At 68.2% G+C, this 13,111-nt stretch carries 14 protein-coding genes and 1 pseudogene; 11 read left to right on the top strand and 4 right to left on the bottom strand.

Going from position 1 to position 13,111, the window contains the following annotated elements:
- Positions 1–59 precede the first annotated feature (59 nt).
- From OG379_RS01685 to OG379_RS01670, 4 genes are all read left to right on the top strand, one after another.
- Positions 60–230 carry a hypothetical protein gene (locus tag OG379_RS01685; RefSeq protein ID WP_405668835.1) on the top strand — a complete coding sequence of 57 codons (171 nt, stop codon included), beginning with the start codon at positions 60–62 and terminating at the stop codon, positions 228–230.
- A gap of 98 nt (positions 231–328) precedes the next feature.
- Complete coding sequence (locus tag OG379_RS01680) at positions 329–832, top strand: DUF6924 domain-containing protein (protein WP_405668373.1); 504 nt, start codon at positions 329–331, stop codon at positions 830–832.
- 52 nt (positions 833–884) lie between these two features.
- A protein-coding gene (locus OG379_RS01675; protein ID WP_405658489.1) for an IS5 family transposase occupies positions 885–1,729 on the top strand; the annotation gives its coding sequence in 2 pieces (ribosomal slippage) (positions 885–1,218 and positions 1,218–1,729; 846 coding nt in all).
- Between the two features lie 347 nt (positions 1,730–2,076).
- A complete protein-coding gene (locus OG379_RS01670; protein ID WP_405658486.1) occupies positions 2,077–2,523 on the top strand; it encodes a hypothetical protein in 447 nt (148 codons plus the stop codon).
- 229 nt (positions 2,524–2,752) lie between these two features.
- Here the strand turns inward: OG379_RS01670 and OG379_RS01665 are convergent, their stop codons facing one another.
- Entirely contained in the window at positions 2,753–3,112 is a 360-nt protein-coding gene (locus OG379_RS01665; protein WP_405668371.1) for a hypothetical protein, read from the bottom strand.
- A 283-nt stretch (positions 3,113–3,395) separates the two neighbouring features.
- On the opposite strand from OG379_RS01665, the pseudogene OG379_RS01660 reads away from it, so the two are divergent.
- Positions 3,396–3,681: pseudogene (locus OG379_RS01660) on the top strand (TetR family transcriptional regulator); the annotation flags it as partial.
- Positions 3,682–3,782: 101 nt separating this feature from the next.
- On the opposite strand, the gene OG379_RS01655 reads toward OG379_RS01660, so the two are convergent.
- Positions 3,783–4,676 (bottom strand): helix-turn-helix transcriptional regulator, encoded by an 894-nt coding sequence (locus tag OG379_RS01655; protein ID WP_405658484.1) that lies wholly within the window; start codon positions 4,674–4,676, stop codon positions 3,783–3,785.
- A gap of 214 nt (positions 4,677–4,890) precedes the next feature.
- On the opposite strand from OG379_RS01655, the gene OG379_RS01650 reads away from it, so the two are divergent.
- From OG379_RS01650 to OG379_RS01635, 4 genes are all read left to right on the top strand, one after another.
- Complete coding sequence (locus OG379_RS01650; RefSeq protein WP_405658483.1) at positions 4,891–5,655, top strand: SDR family NAD(P)-dependent oxidoreductase; 765 nt, start codon at positions 4,891–4,893, stop codon at positions 5,653–5,655.
- Positions 5,656–5,693: 38 nt separating this feature from the next.
- Positions 5,694–6,680 (top strand): aldo/keto reductase, encoded by a 987-nt coding sequence (locus tag OG379_RS01645; protein ID WP_405658482.1) that lies wholly within the window; start codon positions 5,694–5,696, stop codon positions 6,678–6,680.
- A 49-nt stretch (positions 6,681–6,729) separates the two neighbouring features.
- Entirely contained in the window at positions 6,730–6,906 is a 177-nt protein-coding gene (locus tag OG379_RS01640; protein WP_405668370.1) for an aldo/keto reductase, read from the top strand.
- 61 nt (positions 6,907–6,967) lie between these two features.
- Entirely contained in the window at positions 6,968–7,366 is a 399-nt protein-coding gene (locus OG379_RS01635; RefSeq protein ID WP_405668368.1) for a hypothetical protein, read from the top strand.
- A 224-nt stretch (positions 7,367–7,590) separates the two neighbouring features.
- On the opposite strand, the gene OG379_RS01630 is transcribed toward OG379_RS01635, so the two are convergent.
- Complete coding sequence (locus OG379_RS01630; protein ID WP_405658480.1) at positions 7,591–8,346, bottom strand: AraC family transcriptional regulator; 756 nt, start codon at positions 8,344–8,346, stop codon at positions 7,591–7,593.
- Positions 8,347–8,399: 53 nt separating this feature from the next.
- Between OG379_RS01630 and OG379_RS01625 the strand changes: the two genes are divergently transcribed.
- Complete coding sequence (locus OG379_RS01625; protein WP_405658478.1) at positions 8,400–9,593, top strand: MFS transporter; 1,194 nt, start codon at positions 8,400–8,402, stop codon at positions 9,591–9,593.
- Between the two features lie 483 nt (positions 9,594–10,076).
- Here OG379_RS01625 and OG379_RS01620 read toward each other — a convergent pair whose 3' ends face one another.
- Positions 10,077–10,682, bottom strand: a complete 606-nt coding sequence (locus OG379_RS01620) for a hypothetical protein (protein WP_405658477.1) — start codon at positions 10,680–10,682, stop codon at positions 10,077–10,079.
- Between the two features lie 1,051 nt (positions 10,683–11,733).
- On the opposite strand from OG379_RS01620, the gene OG379_RS01615 reads away from it, so the two are divergent.
- Positions 11,734–12,837, top strand: coding sequence for a hypothetical protein (locus OG379_RS01615; RefSeq protein ID WP_405658474.1), 1,104 nt, complete (start codon positions 11,734–11,736; stop codon positions 12,835–12,837).
- The last annotated feature ends 274 nt before the right edge of the window (positions 12,838–13,111 follow it).

Here is a 13,111-nt window from a genome sequence, read left to right as displayed (position 1 = left end):
CCACGAGTCCGCCCGCAAGCGCGGCAAGACCATCGGCGGCGGGCATCACCGACGAGTCCATGCTCTCCATGGCCCTGCACCTGCGCGACCAGGAGATGAGCCTGCGCGACATCGCCGAGCGGCTCGCCATCACCACGGGCGCGAAGAGGGGCCAGCACCCCTCGCCCGCCACCGTCATGCGGATGCTCCGCGAATACGCCGAGCAGGGCGCCACGGCGGTGAGCACGTGATCTCCGGCTACTTTGCGGCTGGTTTCTGGGCTAGGCCGTTTCCTCCGGATCACTCCCGCAGGAGCTGGTTGTCTGTGCGGGGTGGGAGAGTCCTGGGCATGATGCTGCCGGAGAATCCTGAGCGAGTGCTGCCTGAGATCGGACGCGACTTGTTCGACGTTCTCGTCATCAGGACCGACTTCAGCAACGACGAGGCGTGGAACGCGTTGGTTGGGGAGTTGCACCGGCCGTGGGGGCCAGGCGGCGAGTTTGCCGCAGCAGTGCAGCTGGTCGATGCGCCTGCTTGGTCAGGAGCAACGGCCGACGAGGTTCTTGCCGCCGTGGTGGATGAGGACCTGGTTGTTGTCTTCATTGCTGACCGCGGCACCATGCAGTCGCCGACGCGGGCGTTGCTGGCTCTGTCGACCGTCTGGGAAGACGTGAGTGGCCTTGACCCCGTCTATTACCAGGAACTCATCGAGTCGCCCGAGCCTCGGGAGTTTCGAGCCCTGCCTGCCGCGGTGCATGGCGTCCAGGTGGGCCTGGCGCTCGGCAACGAGGACTTCGCAGAGTTCGCCGGGGCTGCTTCCGCAGAGTCTGATCAGGTACTGCGGCCTATCTGATCGGTACGGCGGGCGGCCGTTGCCTCCGCACATACGAGTCGTTCGTTGGAGCATGTCGTTGAGTGACGCCCAGTGGGCGCGGATCGAGCCGTTGCTGCCGGATCGGACGCCGAGGCGGGGCGGGCGGTGGCGGGACCACCGGCAGGTGATCGACGCGATCGCGTTCAAATACCGCACCGGAATTCCCTGGATGGACCTACCTGAGCACTTCGGTTCGTGGAAGGGCGTCCACAACAGGCTGCGGAAATGGGCAACTGACGGCACCTGGAAAAGGGTCTTCACGAACCTCCTCGCCCAGGCTGATGCCGAGGGCGATCTGGACTGGGTCGTCGCGGTGGACTCCACCGTCGTTCGTGCTCACCAGCACGCGGCCGGGGCCCGTAAAAAGGGGCCCCGGCCGAGGAACCGGACCATCATGCACTGGGGCGGTCTCGTGGTGGGCTGACAACGAAGATCCACCTGGCAGCCGACAGCCGCTGCCGCCCGCTGGCCTTCATAATTACCCCCGGCCAGGCGGGTGACGCCCCGGCATTCCCGGACGTGATGACGGGGATCCGGGTCCCTCGGCCGGTCGGTAGACCCCGTACGACGCCCACCGCGGTCCTCGCGGACAAAGCGTATTCATCTCGCGCGATCCGCACCTACCTGCGACGTCGCGGGATCCGGGCGGTGATCCCTCAGCCCGTCGACCAGGCAGCGAATCGCAAGCGGCTTGGCAGCCGCGGTGGGCGCCCTCCGGCGTTCGAGCGCGAAGCGTACAAACAGCGGGGCGCGGTCGAGCGGTGCATCAACAAGATCAAACAATGGCGGGGCCTGGCCACCCGCTATGACAAGACCGCCGCCATCTACCTCGCGGCTCTCCACTTGGCAGGAATCTTCGTCTGGTCAGCAAGGTGATCCGGAGGAAACGGCCTAGGTCCGCGGCTAGGACCCCAGGGCCCCCACCCATGGATCACCGACGTCAACCCCAGTGGAAGAGCGACCGAAATTTCGAGCAGCACGATCAGGCTTGTGCAGCCACCCGCGAACCCGTCGCCTCGCAGGTTCGAAGGCTACTGGCGCGGTCGTCGTTCGTCGGCAAGCGGGGAGCTGGGAAGTCCCGGTTGCCTTCATCAAATGGCGCCAGAGATGAAATACCCCAGGGTGGCGACCACCGGCTACGGTGCTCTCCGGGCGAGCGGAGGTGGGGCGCACCGATGAGGCACTGCCAACCCCCTCGCGCACCACGGACTACGGACGGCGGAATGACCATTGGACAGGTCGAAGAGGCGTGGAGGGCCGGGAAGGTTCCTTATCGCGATGGGCTGTACCGGCCTGACGACACCGGAGTGGAGCTGCTTTTCGACGGCCCGGGGGAATACCACCCGGACGCGGGGCAGCCACTTCGGTGGTGTATCCGAGGACCGCTGGACGTGGCGCACGTCTTGGAGCAACACGGCACCGGTGAGGTGGAGGTCAATGACGAGGGTCCGCTGCCAGACGGATCGGGGTGGATGTCGGTCGGGGACCTTGGGTTGGGACACACCGCCTACATCGCGCGTCTCCATCCCGACCGCTCCTTGCGGTGGGTTGTGTTCTCGGCTGCGTCCAATCCCTTCATCAGGGTGCGTTACGAGGGCCGCAAGGCGATCATCACCAACGACTGGCGAAACCTGCTCATCCTGGATCTCGACGACTCCGCTTTCGGCTGAGTCCGGTCGATGGAGCTGCTGCGACCCGGTGACAGAAAGACCGGCGATCGACCGCGTGTGGCAATTACAGCGCCTCTCTGGTGACAGTCCGGCGCTTCGCCCCGGTTCCTTCGCGGGCTATCCGGTGCCGTCGGTGACAACTACCGAGCATCGGCACAGCGTTGAGCCGAGCGCGATAGCTGTCATCAAAGCAGTTGTGTTGGCACCGAGATCGAAGGCGTTGGACGGCTCATGGCCTGTTACGTGTGTGCAGGGCAAGCGCGCCGGCCAGCGCTAGCGCGCCCGTTCCGATCAGTGCGAGCGTGCCGGGGGAGCTGATCACGCGGTATGGGCCGATGGCCAGTACTGAGCGCCGTGCCTGGATGGACAGCGCACTTCCGGTGCTCTGGATGGACCCCAGCGACACCAGGGACATGGCGGAGCCGATCGATCCGACGGACAGCGAAGAGCCGATGGACCCGATGGATAGCGCGCTGCCAACCGAGCCGATGGACAGCACGGACCCCACGGAGCCGATGGACAGGAATGAGTCCTTCGACCACAAGGAGAGCGAGGAACCCCGGACTGAGCGGGAGGAAATAGGCACCATGGGGGTCATTATTGCCACGGTCGGCATAGTGGTGACAACGACCTCGCCGCTTTCTCGCTGGTGACAAGCAGCGAGCTGACCCCATGACAACAACCTTGCCTCGCCGAGGTGGAGCCGCAGGCTGAAACACGGCCCAGCCGGAGCTCCCCGCCGTGATCACGCCGCGCCATGCCCCGATCAGCACCGCCCTGCTTTGCCGCGCCTGCGCCGGACGCCGTGGGGCTTGTCGTCGAGTGCGGTGGTTGCGGCGGGGTTGCACGCGGTGAGACAGACGAGCGCCCGGCTCCTCGAATTGATCCGCATGACCACCACTGACCCGGCGCTGCGCGCCGTCTGGCTCCAGGCCCACGACGAGGCCCTGCCCAACTCCTTGCCGAGCGGTCCGGCAGCAGCGCAGTCGACCTACGGACCAGGGTGCACGCGGCCACCATCAACGGGCCCTGCGAGCGGCGTCCGAGGACTTCGCCCGCCGGAACGCGGACGAGCCCGAGGCAGCGGGAAGCGAAATCGCCGTCTGCCTCTGCCTCCTGTTCGCTCTGCGCGCGGCCTCCGAAGGCCTGCCCTATTGAGTTCCGTTCTCGCGCGGGCGGGATTGCCTTCCCGGCTTTGAGGCCCCTGTTGCCGGCCCAACGACGCCGTCGGTGAAGCGTTCGCCGGCCCCGCAGGATGCTCAGCGCGACGGTTTGTCGCTCTGGCCGGGTGCGGACGAGGGGCTGGTGGACGGGCTGGCCCAGCTGGCGAGTATGCCCAGGGCTTCGGCGGAGGGAGAGGCGGGCTCGGGGGTGTAGATGGCGAGGCTTTGTTCGGGGTCGTCTTCGGCGGCGAGGACGACGTAGTCGAGAGTGAGGTCGCCGACGATCGGGTGGTGGAGGCGTTTGGTGCCGGTGGTGTGGGCGCGGACGTCGTGGTCGGCCCAGAGTCGGCGGAAGGTGTCGCTGTGCAGGGACAGCTCGCCGATCAGTTCGGTGAGCTGCGGGTCGTCGGCGTGGCGTCCGGCGTACAGGCGCAGACCGGCCACGGTGTCCCGGGCGGCCTTCTCCCAGTCGGCGTAGAGGGCGGGAGCGGCCCGGTCGAGGAAGACGAAGCGGGCGAAGTTCCGCTCGCGGTGCGGGCGGGAAGCGAAGTCCGCGAACAGTGCATAGCCGAGCGGGTTGGCGGCCAGGACGTCCAGGCGCCGGCCCTGGACGATGGCGGGGACACTGAGCGCGTCCAGGGCCCGGTAGAGGGCGGGGCGGACTCTTTGCGGGGCGAGGGCACGCTTGCGTCGGGCCCGGGCCGAGGCGGTGGTGGGCTCGGCAAGGTCGAAGAGATGAGCGCGTTCTGTGTCATCCAGGTGCAGGGCCCGGGCGACGGCGTCAAGGACGGCTTCGGAGACGCCTTGGGTGCGGCCGCGTTCCAGGCGGATGTAGTAGTCGACGCTGACGCCGGCGAGCTGGGCGACTTCCTCGCGGCGCAGCCCAGGAACGCGGCGGGGCCCGGCGTGGGGGGTGAGGCCGGCGTCTTCGGGGGTGATCCGGGCCCGGCGGGTGCGCAGGAACTCGCGGATCTCGCTGCTGCGGTCCATGCGTCCACCGTACGGCGCGCCCGTGGACCTACCGGTGAGCGAAAGGGGTACTGCTGGACCCCCGGACGAACGCACCCCCGTACGGGCCTCCGGGGCGGGTCGTCGGGTGGTTGCCTGGATAGCGGGCCTGCTGCACCGCACTGATCATGGCACTGGCAGGCCGACGGCCCTCACACCCGCTGTGACGCCGCCTGCCCGCACAGGAGGAAGACCCATGGCTTCGAAACTGACCGGCACCGTCGCCCTCGTCACCGGCGCGAGCAGCGGAATCGGCGCCGACACCGCCCGCCAGCTCGCCGACCAGGGCGCCACAGTCGCTCTGGTGGCCCGCCGCAAGGAACGCCTCGAGACGCTGGCCGCCGAGATCACCGAGGCCGGCGGCACCGCGCTGGCGGTGGAGGCGGACATCACCGACCGCGACCAGGCCGAAGCGGCCGTTCGGCAGACGGTCGAGCGGTTCGGACGGCTGGACATCCTGGTCAACAACGCCGGGCTGATGCTGCTCGGACCGGTCGTCGGCGCGGACCCCCAGGAGTGGGAGCGCATGATCGCCGTCAACGTACAGGGCCTGCTCCACACCACCCACGCCGCTCTGCCGCACCTGCTCAAGGCCGCCGAGGAGGGACCGCGGCGGGTCGCTGACCTCGTCAACATCAGCTCGATCGCCGGCCGCCAGGCGTGGGCGAACTACGGGGTCTACAACCTCACCAAGTTCGGCGTCAACGGGTTCACCGAGTCCCTGCGCCAGGAGCTGGCCGGCCGGCACGTGCGGGTGGGTGTCCTGGAGCCGGGCGCCGTCGACACGGAGCTGGGCTCGCACAACAACGACACGATCCACGCGGAGATCCTCGACCCGTTCAACGAGCAGCACGAGCGCCTCGTACCCACGGACATCGCCGACGCGATCACCTACATGGTGACCCGGCCCCGGCACACGGCGATCGCCGAACTCTGGGTCATGCCCACCGACCAAGCCTGACCACCGCACACTGCACCACCACGACGAAGGAGTACCTGATGAAGCACGTATCGCTGGGCGGACTGGACGTTTCGCGCATCGGCCTGGGCGCCATGACCATGGCCGGCACATACACCACCGGCGGAGGGCTCGACGACAGCGAGTCGATCCGCACCATCCACCGGGCCTTGGACCTCGGCGTCACGCACATCGACACCGCCGAGATCTACGGCCCCTTCCACAGCGAAGAGGTCGTCGGCAAGGCCATCAAGGGCCGGCGCGACCAGGTCGTCGTGGCCACCAAGTTCGGTCTGGTCTCCCACTCCGGCGACAGCCCTGCCCCGGGCATCACCGACAGCAGTGCCGCCAACGTGAAGACCGCCGTCGAGGGCTCCCTGAAGCGGCTCGGCACCGACCACATCGACCTGTACTACCAGCACCGCGTCGACCAGACCACGCCCATCGAGGAGACCGTCGGTGCCCTGGCCGAGCTGGTCGCCGAGGGCAAGATCCGCCACATCGGGCTTTCCGAGGCCGGCCCCGCGACGATCCGCCGCGCCCACGCCGTGCACCCGGTCGCCGCCCTGCAGACCGAGTACTCGCTGTGGACCCGCGACGTCGAGGACGAGATCCTCCCGCTGCTGCGCGAACTCGGCATCGGCTTCGTCCCCTACTCGCCGCTCGGGCACGGCCTGCTGACCGGGCAGATCCGTTCCGTCGACGACTTTCCCGACGACGACTGGCGCAAGACCAACCCGCGCTTCACCGGCGAGAACTTCCAGCGCAACCTGGCGATCGTCGACGAGGTGCAGGCGATCGGCGCCGAGATCGGCGCGACCCCGGCACAGACCGCGCTGGCGTGGCTGCTGACCCGCGGCGACGACATCGCCCCCATCCCCGGCACCCGGCGGGTCGCACGCGTCGAGGAGAACACCGCTGCCGACGGCATCGAGCTCACCGCCACACAGCTGGAGCGGCTGAACAACCTCACCCCCGCCTCGGGCGAACGCCACGACGAGGCGAACATGGCCGCCATCGACAGCTGACCGAACCGAGCGATCGGACAAGAAACGTGCAGTACACCACGCTGGGGTCATCGCCCCGGGAACCATGAGCTACGGCGACGGGTCCCGCGAGAAGTGGGTCCTGGACTATGGCGCCGCCGCGCCGTTCTTCCAACAGGCTCTCGACCTCGGCATCACCTTCCGGGACACCGCCAACGTCTACAGCTTCGGCGCCTCGGAGAAGATCGTCGGGAAGGCGAGCAAGTAGTTCGCCCGGCGCGACGACATCGTGCTGGCGACCAGGGTCCACCAGCACCCGGCGCGGGAAACTGTTCCAGGACCGTTTCCCCGGCCTGGCCGCCGCCGCACGCAGCCTCTCGACCGGTTTCGTCCTCGATGGCGAGCTCGCCGTCCTTGACCACCGCGGCCGGCTCAGTTTCACTGCCCCGCAGCGCCGCGCGACCGCCGGCCGCAACGCGAGCGCCCTGGCGGCCGAGCTCCCCGCTCACTTCATCGCGTTCGACGTCTTGCAGAGCGACGGCCAGGAGCTGTTGGACGAGCCGTTCGCGCGCGCCGCCGTGAGGTCCTGGAGGCGCTGTTCGCTGACCACCGGCTCGGCACCACCGTGGACGCTGTGCCCGTCGACCACGGGCCCGGCGATCGCGGACGAGTGCTGTACGAGTGGACCGATGTCCCCGGCGTCGAAGGCGTCGTGGCCAAGAGCTTGACGGGCCGCTACCGCCCGGGCGTGTGCGGCTGGACCAAGGTCCGCTGCAGGAACTGCACCGAAAAGCACTCATCGGCGGCATCACCGGCTTCCTGCACCGCCCTCAGGTTCTGCTGCTGGGCCGCTACGACACCACCGGCCGTCCACGACTGGTGGGAAAGACCACCCCACTGAACCCGGCCCGGCCCGGGGCTACGCCGCGGCCGTCGCGGTCCGCACGGGGCGTCAGGCCTTCGCGCCGCCTATCCGGTGTCTGCCCGGAGTGTGACCGTAGGCCTGGCGGAAGACATCGATGAAGGCACTGGCGGAGGACCAACCGCACCGGTGCGCCACCGTTGTCACGGGCACGCCCTCAGCCAGCAGCACCAGGGCCTGGTAGAGGCGTAGTTGGGTGCGCCATTGGGGGAAGGTCATGCCGAGGTCGGAGGTGAACAGGCGGGAGAGCGTACGGGCACTGACGCCGGCCTCCTTGCCGAGTGCCGCCAGTGTGCGCTGTTCGCTGGGGTTCGCCCGCAGGATGTCGCAGATCTCCTTGAGGCGGCTGTCGGTGGGGGTCGGAAGGTGCAGCGTCTGCTGCGCGGAGGCCGCCAACTGGTCCAGCAGTACCGCCCGCAGCCGGTTCCGTTCGGCACCGTCGTCGTCCGGATCGCTCGTATAGGCCAGGATCAGCTCCCGCAGGAGGGGCTTCACCGTCAGCACGGTCGGTGCGTCCAGTCCCAGCGGATTGTCCGTGGCGGGCAGTCCCACCAGGCGCAGTTCGAGCGCCCCATGAGCATGGTGCGCGTGTACGGTGCCCGCTGGCACCCAGATTGCCCGGGTCGCGGGCGCGATCCATGTGCCGATGTCCGTCGTGATGGCCAGAACGCCGCGCGCGGCGTAGATGATCTGGTGGTCGTCATGGTGGTGGGCATCGATGTCCGTCCCGGCCGCCACCCACTGGGTGCGTGTCGGAGCGATCGACTCATGGCGAATACTCTTCATTACTTGTCCTTTTATCGGAAGCGCGCCGATGAGTCCAGGTTGACGATGGGCCAGTGGCAAAGAATCGAGCAATCACCCTGCTGTCCGTTGGGCATGCCTGCGTCGATGTCTACCAAGGCGCCGTTGCTGCCCTGGTCCCGTTCTTCGTGGCCGAGCGCGCTTACACCTACGCGGCGGCCTCGGGCATCGTGCTCGCCGCATCGCTGCTGTCCTCGGTGGTGCAACCCCTGTTCGGGGTGGTCACCGACCGGCGTGCGATGCCCTGGCTGCTCCCCGTGAGCACGGTCGTCGGAGGTCTGGGCATCGCGCTCAGCGGACTGAGCGGTTCCTACGCTCTGACCCTGGCCTTCGTCGCCGTGGGCGGAATCGGCGTCGCCGCCTACCATCCGGAGTCCGCCCGCGTGGCGCGCATCGCGAGCAAGGGGAGCAACACGGCCATGGGCTGGTTCTCCCTTGGCGGCAACCTGGGCTTCGCCTTCGCCCCGGTCATGATCGCCGTGGTCGTGGGAACCGGCGGCCTGCGGCTCTCCCTTGTGCTCATCTTCCCCGCCCTGATCGGCAGCGCCTTGTGCCTGCCTGTCCTGCGTGGAATGGAGCGCACGGCCGCCACGTCCAGCGCCCCGGCGCCGACGCCCTCCGAGCGCGACGACTGGCCGTCCTTCAGGAAGCTGGCCCTCGCGGTGGTCTGCCGGTCGATCGTCTTCGTCGGCCTCAGCACCTTCGTCTCGTTCTATGTACGGGCGCGCACCGGCGGCGGCTTGGCAGCCGGGACGGCCGCACTGTTCGTGCTCTATCTCGGTGGCGCGGTCGGCACCGTCCTCGGCGGCAAACTGGCCGACCGCTGGGACCGCGTCACCGTCGTGCGCTGGTCGTATCTTCTGACCGTCTTCGCCGTGGCAGGACTCGTCTTCGTACCGGGCCCCGCCATCTACCCGTTCGTGGCGCTGACCTCCGCCGGGCTCTACATCCCCTTCTCGCTCCAGGTCACGCTCGGCCAGGACTACCTGCCCAACCGCGTCGGTACTGCCAGCGGCATCACCCTCGGCCTGACGATCAGCGTCGGCGGCCTGTTGAGCCCCCTGATCGGACGCCTGGCCGACGCCACGTCCCTGCAGACCGCCCTGATGCCTCTGATCGCCCTCCCGGCGCTGGCGTGGCTGCTGTTCCGGACCCTCGCGGAGCCGGTTGCGCCTGGCCGGCCGGCCGCGACGACCGTCTCTCCCACCCCTGAGGAGGTGAAGAGCTGATGTCCTCCACACTCTCTTCCGCAGATTCCGCACCTGCACGGGAGCACCCGCCCACGGACCGTGACGCGAGCCCCGCCCGGGACGTGTGCCCGCTGCGCGGCGACGGGCCGCCTGCACCGGACGGCTACGCCCAGGCGGCGTGACCCGCCTGGATCGGATCGCAGAGCCTTGGTTGGATCCGGCACCTCGCTCGACCGGGCCGTGCACGGCTACCGTTCGCTCTGGCCCGCCGGCGCGAGCGCAGTGCGGCGAGCTTGGTCTCCCACGCCTCCTCGCCCGGCTGCCGGACCGTCCCGGCTTCCGGGGAGTCCAGCAGGTCTTGTGCCGCTCCTCCAACCCATATGCCCACAGCGCTCCTTACGCTGCTGGTGCACCCACCTCACCGTTGCCTGTTGCGTGGCCGTCGTGCCCCGCAGCACACCGGCATCCCGCTTTCGCGCCCTCTACGCCGCCGGGCCCTGAATCTGCGACTGGGCTGTGTCCCTACTGGGCAGCGGGCTCAGGGGAAGCCGGCTCAGTGGTGACAGGGGTGTAGTACACGGAGCGGCCCTGCTTGGAACGTTGCAGGAGACCGCGGGCGACACCCTGTTCCAGGGCGTTGCGTACGACGGTTGCCTGAACCTTGCGCTGCGGGTGGGCCTCTGCCAGTGCGGCGGCAACCTCGGCTGCGGACTTCGGTTCTCGCTGCCCGGCCAGGTAACTGCCGGCCAGCGCAGCCCAGGTCTCTTCGTCCGCGCCCTTGGTCGGCGCAGCCTTCACCGTAGAACCTTTGGAGTTGGCCTTCTTCGAAGGCTTTGCCTTGCCGGGTGCCTTCTGCTGCGCTGCCACGCTCTTCCCACGGCGCGCCGCAGGAACCGACGCCTTCTTCCTGCCCTTGCCACTTCCTGCAGTCGGCTTACCGGGGCCGCCAAGTACGACCTGCATCTTCACCAGGACCTGCTCGCCCTCCTCGAGCTGGCGGAGCTCGCCCTCCAGTCGGGCCAGCTCGGCACGCACCCGCTCCTGCTTCCTCCTGGTGGCGGCGAGGTCTTCGGTGACCTTCTGCGCGTAACCTGCGGTGACTGTAGAGGATGCTACGACTTCGGGCATGAGGTCCTCATTTTTCGGTTTGCGAATCGGTGGTCAGCCTTCGATGCTACTCATATACCGATGCGGGCAATTTCCCGCGGGGATTTCCCGACCCGCAAAACGCACCTGCGCTGAGTGTGCGGCATCCCGACGCTCGTGGTAGCGGAGACGGTTGGGCACGGTCGTACTGGTCTTGCCAAACTCATGCAGCCCCCTGCGAACCCGTCGCCTCGCACTTTCGAAGGCTTCCCGGCGCGGTCGTCGTTCTACGGCAAGCGCGGTGCACGCATATTCCGTTCGAAGTGCATGGTCACACGCTGGAACGTGACGTCGTGCACCGCATTACGGTTCACCAGGCCGAGACCGACTCGTGGCCGAACCGAGCGCTCCGTAGAGCCCCTGGCTTCGGGACCGCAAAGTGAACGCACGCACTCGTCCGAGGATTCCAGGAGCCATGTGGCAGGCCAGGGAGAGCGTCTTCGCCGGCCCCGTCTTTGGCCAGCCCATCTGCCGCCGCTGTTCCCTGGAGGAGTGGTGTCTGTGCCCTGCCCCGAGGGCCTGCGGAGACCGCGTCGGCAGAGCGCGGCGCAGCTCGGCTTCAGGCTTCCCATCTCAGCCGATGTTTGGGCGCTGCCGCGCGCTGAGAGCGCTCCGATCCGGGTACCGCCGCTACGCCGCGCCAGAGATTGCGGCCATGGGGGAGTCCAGGAAGTAAGGCCCCAAGATCCGCCGGACAGAACCTGGCTGGGCCGTCTCGTTCGGATCATGGGATTGACGGACTGGGTGTCGTTGCCTGACGTCCGCGGGTGCGGGGGACGCATTCTTTCGGGCGGGACATCCACTCCAGCACGGCCTCGGCCCGCACCACCACAGGTAGGCCCGATCGCGACTGGGTCGTGAATGCGGGTTCTGTGCTGAGGGGAGGAAATCCGTGCCTGTCTGCCCGCCGATGAGCCAGACCGTCAAGGGGCGCCGACGTTGCCTCGGGGGCATCCTGGGCTCACCGGCTCATCGCCGGGCTGCCGACAGGAAGGGCCCAGTCGTGAGTGTGTCGTCCCAGGGCGTTACGGTCGTGGCTCTCCTGGCGGATCCGGACGCTCCGACGGAGGTCGCGCACAGTCTTGCCCGGACACTCCCTGATCGGCTCGCCGAGAAGGCGGCTCAGGGGCGACGTTTCGACGTGCAGGTGGTCAGTGAGCCTTTCACCGCGGAGACCGAGGACCTGACCACTTTGATGCGGCGGATCGCCGACCGCAGAAGTTCGGAAAATTGGGACATCGTCGTGGCCCTCACCGACCTTCCGCTGCATGCGCACGGGCGCAAGCTCGTGGTGAATCTGAGTCACGAAGACGGCTCAGCGCTGCTGTCCCTTCCTTCCCTGGGCGGCTTGCGGCTGCAGAGGAGGGCCCGGCGGGCCGTGGAAGAAGCCGTGCTCAGTTTGTTGGCGGATCCACAAACCACGAGAGGCGAGAGGGCTGAAGGGCGTCCGCGAAGTAAGCCCCTGAAAGGGCCCTTTGCCAGCCCTCTCACCCCCATTCACCCGGGCCAGGTCGGTGAGGAGGAAGCCGCTGATCGTCGGTACGTCGTCAGCGGACCGCGCGCTTACCTGCGACTACTGGCCGGTATGGTCCGCGCCAACCGGCCGTGGCGGTTGGTGCCAGGCCTGTCGAAGGCACTGGCGGCCGCACTCGCCACCGGAGCCATCGCCACCGTGAACTCCACCGTCTGGAGCCTGGCCGCGTTCCTGAGTACGCCGCGCCTCGTGATCGCCATGATCGGGTCCGTCGCGCTCATGATCGGCTGGCTGATCGTGGACGCCAACCTGTGGCACCGAACGGCAGGAGATTCGCCGGAAGCGAGAAAGCGGGCGGCTCTCTACAACGCCTCGACGATCGTGACCCTGGCTATCGGGGTGCTCGTCTGCTATGTCGGTTTGCTGGTCATCAACTTGGTGTGGGCGCTGTTCGTCCTCAACGGCCAAGTGTTCACCTCCATGACAAGAACCCCGCTGCACGCCACGGAATACTGGACGTTGTCCTGGTTCGTCGCTTCGGTCGCCACCGTGGCCGGCGCACTGGGATCGGGCTTGGAGAGCGACGAGGCGATCCGGGCAGCCGCCTACTCCAAGCGCGAACAGGAACGCCGCAGCATGCTGAAGGACGACCACGATGCCTAGCTGGTGACCTGAACCGAATGTGTCGCCACTTGCTGGTCGTTCGGATCCGCAGATTCCGCTGCGCTGCTCAACCGGTGCACAGTCGTTTAGCGAGTGACCCCATGGGTATGGGCAGAGTGTGCCGCGCCGGGGCTCCTTCTGGCGGTCCGGCCGTGGTGCCGCCGTGCACCCGAACCGGGTGGCGGCCCGCAGAGGCGTACCGGAGCCGCAGACTCCGCCGTACCCACGCGCGAGAGTCGGGCAGCGCCCGCTCCGCCTCCATCGCAGCCGCGCT

Origin of the sequence: Streptomyces sp. NBC_01166, assembly GCF_045039765.1 — a bacterium.
GTDB lineage: Bacteria > Actinomycetota > Actinomycetes > Streptomycetales > Streptomycetaceae > Streptomyces.
This window is presented reverse-complemented; position numbering and strand designations above follow the sequence as displayed.